Source organism: Mycobacteroides sp. H003 (genome assembly GCF_001440135.1).
Classification (GTDB): domain Bacteria; phylum Actinomycetota; class Actinomycetes; order Mycobacteriales; family Mycobacteriaceae; genus Mycobacterium; species Mycobacterium gwanakae.
Genome location: NZ_LJYL01000009.1, coordinates 102302 through 118432, shown reverse-complemented (window position 1 = coordinate 118432; position 16131 = coordinate 102302). Strand labels below are relative to the sequence as shown.

Genomic DNA, 16131 nt, shown 5'->3' with positions numbered 1-16131 from the left:
ATTCCCGGTCGACGCGGGTAATGTCAGGTGGTATGACATCGAATGAACTGCCGGACTGGGACGCCACATATCAAGGCAAGGGTGAGCTCTTCCAAGGCGATCCGCCGTGGAACATCGGCGAGCCTCAGCCCGAACTCGCGGCGCTGATCGATGCGGGCAAGTTCCATGGCTCTGTCCTGGATGTCGGATGCGGCCACGCCGAAACCGCGCTGCGGCTGGCGGCATTGGGACATGTCACTGTCGGGCTCGACCTATCGCCCACGGCCATCGAGGCCGCTCGCAGCGCTGCGGCCGAACGCGGACTGTCCAACGCCAGCTTCGAGGTCGCCGACATCACCAAGTTCTCCGGATACGACGGGCGCTTCAACACCATCGTCGACAGCACGCTGTTCCACTCGATCCCGGTCGAGGCCCGCGAGGCCTACCAACGGTCGATTTCCCGTGCAGCGGCGCCGGAGGCGTCGTACTACGTGCTGGTCTTCGCGGTAGGCGCCTTCCCACCGGGAATCGGCCCCAACGCCGTCACCGAGGACGAGCTACGCGCGGCGGTCGAACCGTACTGGGTAATCGACGAGCTGAGTCCGGCATTCATCCACTCGAACATCCCCGAGGTGATACCCGGCGCCAACTTCGACATGCCGCTGTTCCACAAGGACGAGAAGGGACGCAACAAGCAGCCCGCGTTCCTGCTTCAAGCGCACAAGCGTTAGGAAAGACGCCACCAGCCGTCGGGAGCAACGGGCTGCCGCATATCGGCCCGTTGCCCGGGCTTGGGCGCCACGACAGTGACGCCCTGCTCGTCGGCGGCGGTGAGTAACCGCTCGATCGGCTCGGCCCACGGATGCAGGGCCAGGTTGAACGTCGCCCAGTGGATCGGCAGGAGTGGGGCCTGAGACGTCGCGAGATCCAGGTGGGTCTGGACGGCCTCTTCGGGGTTCATGTGGATATCGGCCCACGAGGTGTTGTAGGCACCGACCGGCAACAGCGTCAGATCAAAGGGCCCGTAGGTGTCACCAATGACCTTGAAAGCCTTGGTGTATCCGGTGTCGCCGCCGAAAAACACCTTATGTTTCGGTCCGGCGATGGACCAAGATGCCCACAGCGTGGTGTTGCGGGACAGCGACCTGCCCGAGAAATGCCGGGCCTGCGTGCAGGTGAGCGTGAGCTTTCCGAGCTGATGACTCTGGTCCCAGTCGAGCTCGATGACCCGCGCCGGTGAGACACCCCAGCTGCGCAGGTGCGCGCCTACCCCGAGCGGCACCACGAAAACCGCGTTCTGGCTCCGGGTCAGCGCGATGATGGAGTCCATATCGAGATGGTCGTAGTGGTCGTGACTGATCACCACGGCGTCCAGCGCGGGCAATGCCGACAGCTCCACCGGGACAGGATGCTGACGATGCGGCCCAACGGCTCGAGAGGGCGAGCATCTGTCGCTCCACACCGGATCGGTGAGCACCCGATACCCGTCGACCTCTACGAGCACACTGGAATGCCCGAACCAGGTGGCGGCCAAATCGGCAGGCGGACCGCCAAGTTCAGGGACCACAAGCGGCACTTGGCCTTTAGGCGCACCCGCGCTACGCCGGGTGATCACATCCCACACCACCGTGGTGGCCTCGACATCAGGCGAAAACTGCCGTGCCGGTTCGGCGTTATGGAAGGAACCACCGCGGTACTGCGGTGACCCCTGCGCAACCTCGGCGATGCGCTCCTTGCTGGCGCCCAGCGTTCGCGGGACGTCACGCAGGGCGCGCCCGAACCACGTCGACGCAAGAGCTGCGCCGGCGCCAACCCAGAGCGCCCGCACGCTCAGGCTCCCTGGAAGTTCGGGGGACGCTTCTGAATTCGCGCGACCTGAGCCTCGATGATGTCTTGGCTACTCCACGCCTTGTCGAACAGCACCTTGTGCTCGGGCAGCTGGTCCTCGAACGCACCGTCGTCGTTGAGCACCCGCTTGGCATGCTTGAGGGCCAGCGGCGCAAACCCGGCCAGCTCGGCCGCCCATGCCTGCGCGTCGGCAAGCTCTCCGATGCGGTTGGCCATGCCGGTCTGCAAGGCGGCCTGCGCGTCGAGCGGCTCGGCGGCCAGCAGCATGCCGCGTGCGCGCCCGTAGCCGACCAACGAGGACAGTCTGCGGATGCTCCAGTTATCCAGGGCGATACCGTATTTGGCGACCGGGAACTGGAAGCGCGCGGTCTCGGAGACCACACGCAGGTCGGCCACCATCGCCAGCATGACACCGGCACCGATGGCGGGGCCGTTGACGGCGGCGATGACCGGAATGTCGGCGGCGTCGATGCTCTTGATCGAGTGCTGCCAGGCGTCTGCGAACTTATCGGGATCAGGAGCGCCGCTGGACAGGTCGGCACCCGCGCAGAACGAGGTGCCCTGCCCGGTGATGACGATGACGCGCGCCGTTTCGGCGGCCTTGCGGACCTCCTCGGCGAAGGCGAGCGCCAACTCGTAGGTCACCGCATTACGCCGTTCTGGGCGCTGCAGCTCAATGGTGGTGACGGGACCGTCGCTAGTTACACCGATCATGGCAACCACCCTAATATGGCGCCCATGACTACCGTCGCCGTGATTGGTGGCGGGCAGGCCGGGATCGCCGCGGGGTACTTCCTCCGGCGTCGCGGCCTTGAGCCCGGCGGCGGATTTGTCATCCTCGATCACTCCCCCGGCCCGGGCGGAGCGTGGCAGTTCCGCTGGCCCACGTTGACGCTCGACAACACCAACCGCATCTATCAACTGCCCGGACTGCCGTTCGAGGAGACGGGCACCATCAAGGCGTCGACCGCCATGCCCCGTTACTTCGACGAGTACGAACATCGCTACGCCCTTGATGTCCGTCGGCCCGTGCACGTGCGAGAGGTGCAAGCAATTGCGGGCGGCTTCTCGCTCGAAACCTCCGCGGGCGATTTCACGGTCCGCGGACTGATCAACGCGACCGGGACCTGGGACAAACCGTTCATCCCCTTCGCCGCGGGCTCGGCCACCTTCGGGGGACGTCAGCTGCACACTCACGACTACCGGACACCGGAGGAGTTCGCAGGCAAGCACGTGCTGGTGGTCGGGGGCGGAGTGTCGGCGCTCCAGTTATTGGCCGAGATATCGACGGTCACCCGCACGTCGTGGGTGACCCGGCGCGAGCCGGTGTTCGTCACCGATTTCACCGTCGACCGACTGCGGGCCGCGGTCGCCGGCGTCGATGAACGTTCCCGGCAGGGGGAACCGCAACGCTCGGTGGTGTCCGCGACCGGACTGCCCTGGACACCCGAGATCGCCGACGCCGCGCGGCGCGGTGTGCTGGCCCGACGGCCCATGTTCAGCCGCATCACCCCGACCGGTGTGACCTGGCCGGACGGCAGCACACTGGATGTCGACGTGATCCTGTGGTGTACCGGATTCCGGCACGCGCTGGATCACCTGGCGCCGCTACACCTGCGCAACAGCCGGGGCGGCATCACCATGACCGGCCGCCTGCTCACTCAGGTCGCGGGACAACCCGCCGTCCACCTGCTGGGGTACGGGTCCTCGGCCAGCACCATCGGCGCCAACCGGGCGTCGCGTGCCGCCGTCGTCGAGCTGATGAACTATCTAGAAGGACGTGCTGCCTGAGGGCTGCAGTACGAAACCATGCTTCTGATCGCCCATGGTCACCTGGCAGGCGGTCAGACTGCCCGCACCGACAGCACACGTGACGTTGCCATAGGTGAGCTTCTGCCCGACGTTGAGCACCGGTGCCTCCGGTTTGGTGCCACAGGACCAGGCACCCTTGCTGATTTCGAAGGCGCCATCACCCTTCTGCGCGACGGTGCCCATCGGACAGGTGCCGACACCGGGGATGTTCACGCCACCCAGCCCGGGCACATTGGCGCTCGCGCCACCGACACCAGGCACGTTCGGGGCGTTCTGGGCATCGCCCGGAATCCCGGGCACGGCACCATCGCAGCTGAGCCGCTGACGCGAGGTGGGCGTGATGTTCGCCGAGGCACGGAACATGCAACCGATTCCGTCGGGGGTGGAGAAGTGGATCGAGCGGACCGAAGAGTTTTCGTTGGTCACGAAGAATCCGTCGGGTGCCACCGCGGCGAACCCGTTCAGATCCGGGAAGGCGGGGTCGGCGTGAGCGACGCCCACACCCCCGGAAAGCAGCCCCAAACCAAGGACGGCGCAGACGCCAGCAACAGAGGAGACTAGCTTTACAGGTGCTTTTGTTGGCATGCGCAAGCTTTCGGTATGGGTCGCCGGATTATCAGCTTTCATGATACTGGCGACGCACGGGACGGCACCGACGTCCGCAGATGGAACGTTTTGAGCACTGCATCGGGCAAGATGGCAGACATGCCTGATGGACTTCGCGCAAGCGGCTCATCACCAGATGCCGGGCACCCCTCCCCGCGGGTACTGGTGGTGGACGACGACGCCGACGTGCTCGCCTCGCTGGAGCGTGGCCTGCGCCTGTCCGGCTTTGAGGTGAATACCGCGAGCGACGGCGCCGAAGCGCTGCGCTGCGCCACCGAGCATCGCCCGGATGCGATCGTGCTCGATATCAACATGCCCGTCCTCGACGGCGTCAGCGTGGTGACCGCGCTGCGCGCGATGGACAACGACGTACCCGTCTGCGTGCTGTCCGCGCGCACCTCGGTGGATGATCGCGTCGCGGGCCTGGAGGCGGGCGCCGATGACTACCTGACCAAACCCTTCGTGCTCGCCGAGCTGGTGGCCCGGGTAAAGGCCCTGCTCCGCCGCCGCGGCGCGGTGGCGACCTCGTCCACCGAGACCATCACCGTCGGCCCTCTTGAGGTCGAGATTCCCGGCCGGCGCGCCCGGATCAACGGCGTCGAGGTAGACCTCACCAAGCGCGAGTTCGATCTGCTGGCCGTATTGGCCGAACACAAGACCGCGGTGCTGTCCCGGGCCCAGCTGCTCGAGCTGGTGTGGGGATACGACTTCGCCGCCGACACCAACGTCGTCGACGTCTTCATCGGATACCTGCGCCGCAAGCTGGAGACCAGTGGCGCGCCTCGCCTGCTGCACACCGTGCGCGGTGTCGGGTTTGTGTTGCGTTCGCAGTAACTCTCGATGACCACTCCCAGTAAGCACCGCAGCCAGCGGATCACCGATCTGGCGTACCGACTGCTGGAGCGGCCCATGCGGGTCTTCTCACTGCGCACCCTTGTCGCGATCGCCGCGCTCGGGGTGATGGCACTCGTCGTCACGCTGGGCACCTGGGTGTGGCTCGGTGTGGAAGATGACCAGAACAGCCAGCTGGATCGCCGGCTGGACTCGGTGTCCAGCCTGGGTGCCGTCTCCAGCCTGCTGAATTCGGTGATCAGTTCGGAAGGGAAGATCGACACCCCCGACGGCCTGGTGCTCACCGCCCGCGTGGCCGGGCTGACCAAGTCCATACCCAGTGAAGTGGAACTGCCGCTACTGGAACCCGGCTACGCCAACACCACCATCAACGGCGTCGAATACCGGGTCCGGTCGTTCATCGCCCCGGGCAACATCCCCGTGGCGGTGGGTGCCCCAATCGCCGAGACCCAACGGCAGATCGACCGGTACCACATCCGCATCCTCGCGATCTGTAGCGGCGTACTGATCGGGACCGTGATCGTGGGCTGGGTGATCTCCCTCATCGTGGTGAGCCCCTTCCGGCTGCTGGCGCAGCAGGCCCGTCTCATCAACGCACAATCCAACCCGGACGACGTGAACGTGCGCGGCGTGCGCGAGGCCGTCGAAATCTCCGAGGCGGTCGAGGGAATGCTCGAACGCATCAACACCGAACAGGAAAAGACCAAGGCGGCCCTCGAAACCGCACGCGACTTCTCCGCGGTGGCCTCACATGAGCTGCGCACCCCGCTCACCGCGATGCGGACCAACCTCGAGGTGCTCTCCACCCTGAACCTCAGCGAGGACCAGCGGGCCGAAATCCTCGAAGAGACCGTGCGGACCCAAACCCGCATTGAGGCAACGCTTTCTGCGCTCGAACGGCTCGCGCAGGGCGACCTGACCACCGAGGACGACCACGTACCGGTCGATATCACCGAGCTGCTGGACCGCGCCGCGCATGATGCGGACCGCAGCTATCCGAATGTCGAGGTGTCTCTGGTCCCCTCGTCGACCATCTTGATGCTGGGGTTGCCCGCCGGGCTGCGGCTGGTGATCGACAACGCAATCAAGAATGCGGTCCGCCACGGAGGCGCATCGGAAGTCCGGCTCTCCGCGATCAGCACCGTGCACGGCGTGGAGATCGCCATCGACGACAACGGCAGCGGTATCCCCGAGGCCGAGCGCGAACTGGTATTCGAACGGTTCTCCCGCGGCTCCACCGCATCACACACCGGCTCCGGCCTGGGTCTGGCACTGGTGGCACAGCAGGCCGAACTCCATGGCGGCACAGCGGCTTTGGAGTCCAGCCCGCTGGGAGGCGCACGACTGGTGCTGCGCCTCCCCGGGCACTAGCCCTAGCGCGCGCCGAGCAGGTCGATCACGAACACCAGCGTCTTACCCGACAGCTGATGCCCCGCACCCGCCTCGCCATAGGCCTGCGCCGGCGGCACCGTGAGCTGGCGACGTCCGCCCACCTTCATGCCGGGGATACCGTCCTGCCAACCCTGGATGAGCGCATCGAGCGGGAACTCGATGGACTCGCCGCGGTTCCACGAGCTGTCGAACTCCTCGCCGCTCTCGAACTCGACACCGACGTAGTGAACGTTGACGACCGATCCGGGCGCGGCCTCCGCGCCATCACCGACGGTGATGTCCTTGATGACCAGTTCGGTGGGCGCTGGACCTGGCTGAAAATCGATCTCGGGTTTCGTCATGCGATCGACCCTATCGTTAGGTCATGACCGATAGGTATGACACCGTAATCGTCGGTGGCGGACACAATGCCTTGACCGCCGCGGCGTATCTGGCGCGCGCAGGCAAGCGGGTGCTGTTACTGGAGCGGCTCGACGTGCTCGGCGGGGCGGCGATCTCGGCACCAGCATTCGAGGGCGTGGACGCCCGGCTGTCGCGCTACTCATACCTGGTGAGCCTGATGCCGCGGCAGATCATCGATGACCTGGGATTGGATGTACGCCTGGCGCGACGCAAGTACGCGTCGTACACGCCGGATCCCGAGGACGGCGGCCGAAGCGGGTTTCTCGCCAGCACAAATGATTTCGCAGAGTTCGGAGCACTCTGCGATTCGGTCACCCGGCCATTGTGGGACTCGATGCTGGAGCCACTGCGGCGCCGAAGCGACATCCGCACGGGGGCCTGGGAGCAGCTGATCGAGACACCCATCGGGGAGGTGATCCGTGCGGCCACACCCAACGACCTGCAACGCGGAGTCCTGCTCACCGACGCATTGATCGGAACCTTCGCCAGTGCCGATGATCTTTCCCTGCAGCAGAACATCTGCTTCCTGTATCACCAGATGAATCCGTGGGACGTCCCCATCGGTGGCATGGGCGCTGTGACGGGCTCGCTGGAATCGGCCGCCCGACGGTGCGGTGCCGAACTGCGCACCGGGGCAGAGGTTTTGTCGATCAATCCCGAGGGCGAGGTGCGCTATCGGGCCGGTGACGATGAGCGCACCGCAATCGGCGAGCGTGTACTCAGCGGCGTCACGCCTACCGTGCTGGCCCGCCTCCTCGGCGAAGATCCACCGGAAGGTCAGCCTGGGGCGCAGGTCAAGGTCAATCTGCTGCTAACCCGCCTGCCGCGCCTGCGAGATGAAAAGGTCACACCGGAGCAGGCTTTCGGCGGCACCTTCCACATCAACGAGACATACACGCAGCTGGAGAACGCCTACCGGCAGGCACAGGCGGGCGCCGCCCCTGACCCGTTGCCGTGTGAAATCTACTGTCATTCACTGGCTGACCCCAGCATTCTGTCACCAGAGCTGCGAACATCCGGCGTGCAGACATTGACAGTGTTCGGGCTGCACACACCGCACGGACTGTCCGCAACGCGCGAGGAACTGCAGACCGCCGTGCTTGCATCGCTGAATTCGGTACTGGCCGAGCCGATCACCGATGTGCTGGCCACCGACTCGCACGGAGACCCGTGTATCGAGACCAAGACCACCGCCGATCTGGAGCACGCCCTCGGCATGACGGCGGGCAACATCTTCCACGGCGGATTGCAGTGGCCGTTCGCCGAGGACGACGACCCGCTGTCGACCGCCGCACAACGCTGGGGCGTGGACACGGACCACGACCGGATCCTGCTGTGCGGCTCAGGGTCCCGCCGCGGAGGCGGTGTGTCCGGTCTCGGCGGATACCACGCCGCAATGGCTGTACTCGACGCTAACTGAGGGACGCCGCCCGCTCCAGGATCGCCCGCAAGTTCTTCAGTTCGGCCTCACTCAACGCCGCCAGACCTGCCGGTGCGGGATCGTCCATCTGTGCGATGACCGCCATCAGGCGCTGGCCTTCGTCGGTCAACGACACACGCTTGCATCGCCGATTGTCGGGATCGATGCGACGCACCACCAACCCACGCTGCTCCAGATCGCTCACCGCGACCGTCGCCGCTGGAGCATCCAGCGCCGTGGCCTCCGCGATTCCCTTCACTGTCATGGAGTGTCGCGCAAGCCTTCTCAGGATGCGCACGCGACTGAACGGCAGGCCGGTCGCCTCGACGACCGTCCGACGCCAACCATCGCGGTTGTCAAGTACCAGGCTCGCCATGGTGCGCCAGACCTCATCCGCGAGGGGCCTATCCGACACGAGAAACCTCCCGTGAGGCAGTGCTCTCGATGAGCGGTGCGAGTCGCTGCGCCGAGCGCAGCGCGAACGGTGACGTGGACACGATACCCAGCGTAGCGATGGCGAGCCCGAGGCCCGCACACATGAACCACAGCGCGGGTGCACCGATCGAACCGCACAGTGCCACACCGATACTTACGCCCACCTGACGACTCGTGGAGGTGACCGCCGAGGCCGCGCCGGCGCGATCCAGCGGCATACCGCTGACCGCGGCATTGGTAATCGGTGCGTTCACCATGGAGAATCCCGCGCCGAAGATGGCGAAGACCACCAGGAGCTCCCAGATCGGTGTCGCCGTCGTAACCCGGGCGAGCAACAGCGAGGCGGTGAAGAACAGCGCGCCCGCCGCCAACAGTGACGGCCTGGCGCCGAACCGGCCCACCATACGGCCCGATATCGGCGAGAACACCAGCGCGCCAACGGCAATCGGCAGATAGACCAAACCGGTGTGCATCGCCGAGAAGTGGCGCTCCCCCTGCAGGTACAGAGACATCGTGAACAGGAACGCACTCCAGGCCACGCACGCACATATCGCGGTGAGGGTGGCGGACGCAAACGGGACGCTGCGGAAGAAGCGCAGATCGATGAAGGGGTGGCGGCGCCGGGACTCGTACCTGAGGAACACCGCGAACGCCACCAGCGCGGTGATGAGAACCGCGATGAGCTGGGGTGTGGCCCATCCCAGCGACGGACCTTCAATCAAGGTGAACACGATGCCGAACAGGAAGAGCACCGCGAGCACCTGCCCCACCGGGTCGATATCACGCATAGTCGCCGACTTGCTCTCCGGCACGAAAATAGCCGTCAGCGTAAACGCCAGCGCGCACACCGGCAGGTTGATCCAGAAGACGGCACGCCAGCCCACCCATTCGATCAGCAGCCCGCCGACTATCGGGCCCAGCGCCATCGATATCCCGACGACCGCGCCCCAAAAGCCCAGCGCCCTGGCACGTTCCACACGCCCGGTAAAGACCTGCGAAATGATGGACAGCGCTACCGGGTTGAGCATGGAGCCACCCACCGCCTGCAGCAGACGCGCGGCGATGAGCAACCCGACGGTGGGCGCCACGCTGCACAGCAGTGAACCCACCGCGAAGATCGACAGCCCGATGTGGAAAACCTTCCGCCGCCCCAGCCGGTCGCCCGCAGCACCCGAGAGCATGAGCAACGAGGCCAGCCCCAGGGTGTAGATGTCGATGACCCATTGCAGCTGCGAGGTGCTGGCACCGAAATCGGCCCGGATGGTCGGTAGCGCCACGTTCACGATGGTGGAATCCATCGACACGATGAGCAGACTCAGACAGCAAGAACCCAGGATGACGATCTTGCGGCGCTCACTGAGCGCACCGACGGCTGCTTCCACACAACCATTGTGAAACTACAACTGTTAGCGATGCAAACAGATTTGTGTGAGCTTTGTCATCTCACGAGCGAACGCTACGGGTACTGACGCTCCCCGTAGCCGGTGTAGATCTGGCGCGGACGGCCGATCTTGCCCGGCTCCGAATGGAGCTCACGCCAGTGCGCAATCCAGCCGGGGAGCCGGCCCAACGCGAAGAGCACGGTGAACATGCGGGTCGGGAAGCCGATGGCCCGGTAGATCAGACCGGTGTAGAAGTCGACATTCGGGTACAGCTTGCGCTCGATGAAGTAGTCGTCGGTGAGCGCGGCTTCCTCGAGGGCCTTGGCGATCTCGAGTAGCTGGTCGTCCCCGCCGAGCTTGCCGAGGATCTTGTCGGCCTGCTCCTTACAGATGCGCGCACGCGGATCGTAGTTCTTGTAGACACGGTGCCCGAAGCCCATGAGCTTGACGCCGTCCTCGCGGTTTTTGACCCGTCGAACGAAGTCATGGGTGTCGCCGCCCTCGGAGCGAATGCGCTCCAGCATCTCCAACACCGCCTGGTTCGCGCCACCGTGCAGCGGGCCCCACAGCGCGTTGATGCCACCGGAGACAGAGGTGAACAGGTTCGCGTCGGACGAACCGACCAGGCGCACCGTCGAGGTCGAGCAGTTCTGCTCGTGATCGGCGTGCAGGATCAGCAACATGTCGAGCGCCCGCACGATCTCCGGATCCACCTCGTACGGCTCGGCCGGCAGACCGAAGGTCATCCGCAGGAAGTTCTCAACGAGCGTAAGCGTGTTGTCCGGGTACAGGAACGGCTGCCCGACGGACTTCTTGTACGCGTAGGCCGCGATGGTCGGCAGCTTCGCGAGCAACCGGATCGTGGACAGCTCGACCTGCGCGTCGTCATGCGGGTCCAGCGAGTCTTGGTAGTAGGCACTGAGCGCGTTCGCGGCGCTGGAAAGCACCGGCATCGGGTGCGCGTTGCGCGGGAAGCCGTCGAAGAACCGCTTGAGGTCCTCGTGCAGCAGGGTGTGACGCTGGATCTTGGTGGTGAAGTCCTCCAGCTGCTGCGGGGTGGGCAGCTCGCCGTAGATCAGCAGGTAGCTCACCTCGATAAAGGTGGACTTGTCGGCCAGCTGCTCAATCGGGTACCCGCGGTAGCGCAGGATGCCGGCGTCGCCGTCGATATAGGTGATCGCACTCTTGGTCGACGCGGTGTTGACGAACCCCGCATCGAACGTGGTGTAGCCGGTATCAGCCAGCAGTTTCCCCAGCGCGAAGCCATCCGAGCCTTCGGTCGCGCGGACGATATCCAGCTTCGTTTCGCCTCCGGGGTACTGGAGAGTAGCGAAATCGTTGTTGTCGGCCACAGGCATCCCTTCTGAGGTTCAGCGGCTCCATGAGAACGTTCATAGAGAAGGTAGTCGCTCCCTCCACACGGCGCCTGGTCAGGGTCGAGGTCGGGGGTCCACCCGGGTGCCGAGCGACCGGCGGCGGCTCCCTTTCCGGCGCACCGTCGCGAGTGCACCGTCCCACAACAACATCGCGCCCGCGGTGATGATCGCCGGCTTGAACGTGTCCCTGGCAAGCCCGGCGGTCGCCGTGGCCTTGGTCGCGGCACTGGCCTTGGACATGTGCCCGGAGTCGAAGGGCGGCTGCGGGTCGTATTCGATACTCAGCTGAATCGCCTTGGCCCGCTCCTCCCCGGCGATGTGGCCCGCGAGCCACAGCCCCAGATCGATACCCGCGGACACCCCCGCCGCGGTGACCACACCGCCGTCATCCGCATGCACGATGCGCTCGTCACCGACCGGGGTCACCCCGAACGGCTTCAGCAGCGGGAGCGTGGACCAGTGCGAGGTGGCCCGCTGGCCCTCGAGGAGACCGGCTGCCGCTAATACCAGCGAACCACTGCACACCGAGGTGGTCCACGTGGTCGTCGGGTGCACTCGGCGCAACCACTCCAGTAGCTCTTCATCGCGGGCCGCCATGGTCGTTCCGGGCCCACCGGGCACCAGCACGACATCGGGTGCGGGGGTCTCCTCGAACGAGTGCGTGGCACCGATGACCAGCACGCCCGAATCAGCGGTGATGGGTCCGGGCTGGTGCCAGACGAAGCGGACTTCGGTGTCGGGCATGAAGCGCAACACCTCGTAGGGACCGATGAAGTCCAGTGCGGTGAAATCCGGGTACAACACGATGGCGATTTGAGTCATAACGAAGCCCTTTCGGTGCGACAGAAGGTCTTGCGGTACTGATCGGGCGATACGCCCATGCGGCGAACAAAATTGCGGCGCAAGGATTCCGCAGATCCGAACCCGCAGCGATCCGCGATCACCACCATGGTGTCGTCGGTCTCTTCGAGCTGACGGCGCGCGGCCTCGGAACGGATGCGTTCCACATAGGCCGACGGCGCCTCGCCGACTTCCGCGGTGAAGACCCGGGTGAAATGCCGTGGGCTCATCGCGGCCAGACGAGCCAGCTCGGGCACTCGGTGTGATCCGCCGGGCTGCGCCTCGATGGCCTCTTGCACATCGCGGATCGGCATGCGCTTGGCCCGCGGCATCCACACCGGGGCCGCGAATTGCGACTGCCCACCCGGACGGCGCAGATACAGAACAAGCCAGCGCGCCACCGTCTGCGCCACCTCCGCGCCGTGATCGTCTTCGACGAGGGCCAGTGCCAGATCGATACCCGCCGTCACCCCGGCCGCCGTCCACGTCTTGTCCGAGCTGCGTATAAAGATTGGGTCAGGATCTACTGTGATGCTTGGGAATTCACTAGCCAAGGTCTCTGCGATAGCCCAGTGGGTGGTGGCGCGGCAACCGTCGAGCAGGCCGGCCTCGGCGGCCAGGAACGCACCGTTGCAGACGCTGACCACCCGTCGCGCGCAGCGTGCCGAAGCACGGATCCATTCCATGACGGCCGGATCCCGCTGAACCGCGGGCACACCGACGCCGCCAGGCAAGACCAAGGTGTCGCATCCCGCACCGGGATCAGGCAACGGACGGGTGACCAACTCCATACCCGAACCGGTGGCGATCGGAGTGCCATTGCTGGACACGAGCGACACGTCGTAGCCGGGGGTACCGGTCAGGTACTGGGATGCGGTCGAGAAGACCTCATACGGCCCCACCAGGTCGAGGGCCTGAACTCCCGGAAAACCCAGGATCACCACCGAACGCGTCACGCCTCTTAGTGTTCGCCACCTGGGCAATGGCGTCCAGGTCGGGTATCCCACAAATTAGGACATCAGGAGCTCGGCAGCCACTGCTCCGCAGAAGCATCGAGCAGCCGCTGGTGATCCGCACGATTGACGCGCACGTAGGCGTCGGCGAAGTCAGCGAAGGCCGCATCAGCGGTATTGGGATCGGCCCCCGCGCCGAGGTAGCCCGCAATCACCCCGGGCACACCCGATTGAGCGTGGGCACGCGCCAGCGCCATCGCACACAGCGACCCGTACAGCGCCAGGTCGTTGGGGTCCGTGAGACTGGCGATCTCGACCGATCCCTTCATATCGCGGAACTGCCGCACGTAGAAGCTGCCGCGACGCGTCGAGGACACGTAACCGAGGAAGGGATCACCGCTGGCCTGCATGATCCGCTGGCCCGCCACCACCCGGCGCCCGTGATCCAGCCGCAACTCCTGCGGAAAATACGGCTCGATCACCGAGGCCGAAGTCTCCTTCATCTGCAGGAACAGCGGCGACCCATCGGCGTCGGTGAGCAGGGCGAGATAGCAACGGGTGCCCACACTTCCGACACCGACCACCCGCACCACCGCATCCTCGAACTGATGGCATGCCAGCAGTGCTACGACGTCCTCGGGCACCGAACCGAAGTACTCCTCCACCATCGCGGCGGCTTCGGAGAAACCCACCTCCGGGACCCGGACCGCAATGTCCTGCTGCTCCACGATTCGGTAGCGACCGTCGACGGTGGTCGCCGTCAGCTTCTTCAACGCACGATGCGAGGTGTTGCGGGAGGCCTTCGAGACCGTTTCGGTTGCCAGCTTGGACGCGCTCTTGGACAGTCGCGAGACCAGATCCAGCACCTCGAGCGCGGTCGTCTTGAGATAGAACCGCTCCAGGGCAGACAGCTGCGCCAATTCGCGCATCCGGGTGCGGTAGGCGGCGGCGGTCTTGGTGGCGCTGGCGCGCACCGCGTCGTCCGACATCCCGAATTCCTGGCCGAGAATCGCCACACTCGTGACCAGTCGTTTGACATCCCATTCCCACGGACCGATCGCGGTCTCGTCGAAATCGTTGACGTCGAACAGCAGCGCACGCTCACGCGAGGCGAAGAGCCCGAAGTTGGAAAGGTGTGCGTCACCGCAGATCTGAATCGGTACCCCGGTGGTTGCCGTGCCGGCAAGATCGGAGGCCATGACCGCGGCCGCCCCACGATAGAACGCGAACGGCGATTCCGACATGCGCTCGCGGCGCACCGGAACCAGCGACGGGATCCTGGACGTGTTCTGCGCGGCGAGCACCGCGATCGGATCCCGGTGCGGTTGATCGGGAAGTTCCGCGAGGCGTCGCCGCGGCATCTGGTCACGCAGCCCGCGGCCCAGAGCAAGCTGCTTGTCCCGCGGAAGTCGCCGCAAGTCCACTGGCGTCAGAGCGTCCATGGGGTGAAACCTACTGGGGCTGCACCTTGTCCTGGTCAGCCTCGCTCGCATCCTCCGCTGTGATCTCGTCCGACGTCCGGAACCGCACGAACACCGGAACGAGGAGCGCGGCAACGATCACCCCCACCACCACAAGCGCACCACCACCGGCGGCGGCCGCCGTCGTACCCACGACTGCGGCGGCCGCACCGTGCGTGAAGTCGGCAACCCGCGGCCCTCCGGCCACCACCACCGTGAACACACCCTGCAAGCGGCCGCGCACATCGTCCGTCGCCACCGATTGCAGGATCGTTGTCCGGAAGGCCGCCGACACCATGTCGGCGATGCCGCCGATCACCAGGAATACCAGCGACAGCCACAGCAGCGGCGCGTGCGCGGTGAGCCCGAAACCCACCATCGCCAGCCCCCACACCACGATGCTGACCACCACCGCCAGACCCTGGCGATCGATCCGACGGAACCAGCCGGAGAACACCCCGCCGATCACCGCACCCACCGATATCGCCGCCGACAGCAGCGCGATCACGGTGCCGCCGTCGGCTGGATCACCGAACCCCTCGTGGGCAATCTGCGGGAACAGGATGCGCGGCATCCCGAAGATCATGGCGATGAGGTCCACCACGAATGACATCAGGACGATCTTGTGCCCGGCCAGATAGCGGAAGCCCTCAAGGACGTCACGAAGGCCAGAAGTGTTGGCTTGCAGATCTTTTGACGCACTACTCGGCGGCATCCTGTGCAGCCGGACTGTCGCCCAGATCGGCGCCAAGCACGCGATGGCGTCAATCAGATACAAGGTGGACAGATCCACCCACTTCAGCAGCACCCCGGCCAGCAGCGGCCCCGCGATGAACCCGAACTGCTGAACCGTCATGTTCAGCGCGTTGGCGGCCGGCAGCTGATCGAGCGGAAGCATCCGCGGAATCGCCGCGGCGCGCGTCGGTGAATTCACCGCGAAGAAGGCCTGCTGTACCGAGAGCAGGCACAGCACCACCCACACGTTGTCGACGGATAACGCGGCCTGCAGCCACAACAGCACCGAAGAAACACCCAGCCCGATGGCCGTAATGATCAGCAGGGTCCGTCGGTCCATCCGGTCCGCCAGCGCGCCGCCCCACAGGCCGAACACCACCAACGGCACCAAACCGAAAACGCCCGTCAGTCCCACGTACGCCGAACTGTGGGTGAGCGCATAGATCTGAACCGGGACCGCGAACAGCGTGAGCCCAGCGCCGATGACCGTGACGACCCCGGCCAGCCACAGACGCCGGAAATCGGCGTTGCGCAGAGGAGTGATGTCCGCAAAAAATCGACTCAGACCGCACCCGCTCCACTAGTCACCGGCCAACAGATACCGCAGCCGTCCAGGCTGGCTAACTTACCTGGACGGCT

At 65.5% G+C, this 16131-nt stretch carries 16 protein-coding genes; 5 read left to right on the top strand and 11 right to left on the bottom strand.

Annotated features, from left to right (window positions below; translation table 11 throughout):
* Positions 1-32 precede the first annotated feature (32 nt).
* On the top strand, positions 33-710 hold the full coding sequence (locus tag AOT87_RS00855; protein ID WP_057966571.1) for a class I SAM-dependent methyltransferase: 678 nt from the start codon (positions 33-35) through the stop codon (positions 708-710).
* Here AOT87_RS00855 and AOT87_RS00850 read toward each other — a convergent pair.
* Together AOT87_RS00850 and AOT87_RS00845 are read right to left on the bottom strand one after the other, a co-directional pair.
* The gene (locus AOT87_RS00850) at positions 707-1807 is read right to left on the bottom strand and encodes an MBL fold metallo-hydrolase (protein WP_057968312.1); all 1101 of its coding nucleotides are present in this window, start codon (positions 1805-1807) and stop codon (positions 707-709) included. The two genes, AOT87_RS00855 and AOT87_RS00850, sit on opposite strands and share 4 nt — an antisense overlap.
* A 2-nt stretch (positions 1808-1809) precedes the next feature.
* Entirely contained in the window at positions 1810-2541 is a 732-nt protein-coding gene (locus AOT87_RS00845; protein ID WP_057966573.1) for an enoyl-CoA hydratase, read from the bottom strand.
* 15 nt (positions 2542-2556) lie between these two features.
* Here AOT87_RS00845 and AOT87_RS00840 point away from each other — a divergent pair, with 15 nt between their 5' ends.
* Complete coding sequence (locus tag AOT87_RS00840) at positions 2557-3618, top strand: NAD(P)-binding domain-containing protein (RefSeq protein ID WP_057968313.1); 1062 nt, start codon at positions 2557-2559, stop codon at positions 3616-3618.
* Here AOT87_RS00840 and AOT87_RS00835 read toward each other — a convergent pair.
* Positions 3598-4224, bottom strand: coding sequence for a hypothetical protein (locus AOT87_RS00835; RefSeq protein ID WP_044104166.1), 627 nt, complete (start codon positions 4222-4224; stop codon positions 3598-3600). The genes AOT87_RS00840 and AOT87_RS00835 overlap by 21 nt on opposite strands.
* A gap of 120 nt (positions 4225-4344) precedes the next feature.
* Between AOT87_RS00835 and AOT87_RS00830 the strand changes: the two genes are divergently transcribed.
* Positions 4345-5079 (top strand): response regulator transcription factor, encoded by a 735-nt coding sequence (locus AOT87_RS00830; protein WP_046255528.1) that lies wholly within the window; start codon positions 4345-4347, stop codon positions 5077-5079.
* 75 nt (positions 5080-5154) lie between these two features.
* The gene (locus tag AOT87_RS00825) at positions 5155-6468 is read left to right on the top strand and encodes a HAMP domain-containing sensor histidine kinase (protein WP_046255527.1); all 1314 of its coding nucleotides are present in this window, start codon (positions 5155-5157) and stop codon (positions 6466-6468) included.
* A 2-nt stretch (positions 6469-6470) separates the two neighbouring features.
* Here the strand turns inward: AOT87_RS00825 and AOT87_RS00820 are convergent, their stop codons facing one another.
* Positions 6471-6830, bottom strand: a complete 360-nt coding sequence (locus tag AOT87_RS00820) for an FKBP-type peptidyl-prolyl cis-trans isomerase (RefSeq protein ID WP_030094367.1) — start codon at positions 6828-6830, stop codon at positions 6471-6473.
* Between the two features lie 23 nt (positions 6831-6853).
* Between AOT87_RS00820 and AOT87_RS00815 the strand changes: the two genes are divergently transcribed.
* Positions 6854-8311, top strand: a complete 1458-nt coding sequence (locus AOT87_RS00815; RefSeq protein WP_057968314.1) for an NAD(P)/FAD-dependent oxidoreductase — start codon at positions 6854-6856, stop codon at positions 8309-8311.
* On the opposite strand, the gene AOT87_RS00810 is transcribed toward AOT87_RS00815, so the two are convergent.
* The 7 genes from AOT87_RS00810 to AOT87_RS00780 form a co-directional block, all read right to left on the bottom strand.
* A complete protein-coding gene (locus AOT87_RS00810; RefSeq protein ID WP_057968331.1) occupies positions 8304-8687 on the bottom strand; it encodes a MarR family transcriptional regulator in 384 nt (127 codons plus the stop codon). The genes AOT87_RS00815 and AOT87_RS00810 overlap by 8 nt on opposite strands.
* A 28-nt stretch (positions 8688-8715) precedes the next feature.
* Complete coding sequence (locus AOT87_RS00805; protein WP_057968315.1) at positions 8716-10128, bottom strand: DHA2 family efflux MFS transporter permease subunit; 1413 nt, start codon at positions 10126-10128, stop codon at positions 8716-8718.
* A gap of 74 nt (positions 10129-10202) precedes the next feature.
* Positions 10203-11486 (bottom strand): citrate synthase, encoded by a 1284-nt coding sequence (locus AOT87_RS00800; protein ID WP_165589992.1) that lies wholly within the window; start codon positions 11484-11486, stop codon positions 10203-10205.
* A 72-nt stretch (positions 11487-11558) separates the two neighbouring features.
* Entirely contained in the window at positions 11559-12326 is a 768-nt protein-coding gene (locus AOT87_RS00795; protein WP_057966580.1) for a DJ-1/PfpI family protein, read from the bottom strand.
* On the bottom strand, positions 12323-13300 hold the full coding sequence (locus AOT87_RS00790) for a GlxA family transcriptional regulator (RefSeq protein ID WP_057968316.1): 978 nt from the start codon (positions 13298-13300) through the stop codon (positions 12323-12325). Before AOT87_RS00790 ends, AOT87_RS00795 begins: the two co-directional genes overlap by 4 nt.
* Before the next feature lie 62 nt (positions 13301-13362).
* The gene (locus AOT87_RS00785) at positions 13363-14739 is read right to left on the bottom strand and encodes a DUF2252 domain-containing protein (protein WP_057968317.1); all 1377 of its coding nucleotides are present in this window, start codon (positions 14737-14739) and stop codon (positions 13363-13365) included.
* Positions 14740-14749: 10 nt separating this feature from the next.
* Entirely contained in the window at positions 14750-16027 is a 1278-nt protein-coding gene (locus AOT87_RS00780; protein WP_081343143.1) for an MFS transporter, read from the bottom strand.
* Between the last annotated feature and the right edge of the window lie 104 nt (positions 16028-16131).

Bases quoted from the DNA above. Each gene is read 5' to 3' on its own strand.
- AOT87_RS00855 (WP_057966571.1), top strand. From the start codon at position 33: ATGACATCGAATGAACTGCCGGACTGGGACGCCACATATCAAGGCAAG.
- AOT87_RS00845 (WP_057966573.1), bottom strand. From the start codon at position 2,541: ATGATCGGTGTAACTAGCGACGGTCCCGTCACCACCATTGAGCTGCAG.
- AOT87_RS00840 (WP_057968313.1), top strand. From the start codon at position 2,557: ATGGCGCCCATGACTACCGTCGCCGTGATTGGTGGCGGGCAGGCCGGG.
- AOT87_RS00835 (WP_044104166.1), bottom strand. From the start codon at position 4,224: ATGCCAACAAAAGCACCTGTAAAGCTAGTCTCCTCTGTTGCTGGCGTC.
- AOT87_RS00830 (WP_046255528.1), top strand. From the start codon at position 4,345: ATGCCTGATGGACTTCGCGCAAGCGGCTCATCACCAGATGCCGGGCAC.
- AOT87_RS00825 (WP_046255527.1), top strand. From the start codon at position 5,155: ATGCGGGTCTTCTCACTGCGCACCCTTGTCGCGATCGCCGCGCTCGGG.
- AOT87_RS00820 (WP_030094367.1), bottom strand. From the start codon at position 6,830: ATGACGAAACCCGAGATCGATTTTCAGCCAGGTCCAGCGCCCACCGAA.
- AOT87_RS00815 (WP_057968314.1), top strand. From the start codon at position 6,854: ATGACCGATAGGTATGACACCGTAATCGTCGGTGGCGGACACAATGCC.
- AOT87_RS00810 (WP_057968331.1), bottom strand. From the start codon at position 8,687: ATGGCGAGCCTGGTACTTGACAACCGCGATGGTTGGCGTCGGACGGTC.
- AOT87_RS00800 (WP_165589992.1), bottom strand. From the start codon at position 11,486: ATGCCTGTGGCCGACAACAACGATTTCGCTACTCTCCAGTACCCCGGA.
- AOT87_RS00795 (WP_057966580.1), bottom strand. From the start codon at position 12,326: ATGACTCAAATCGCCATCGTGTTGTACCCGGATTTCACCGCACTGGAC.
- AOT87_RS00785 (WP_057968317.1), bottom strand. From the start codon at position 14,739: ATGGACGCTCTGACGCCAGTGGACTTGCGGCGACTTCCGCGGGACAAG.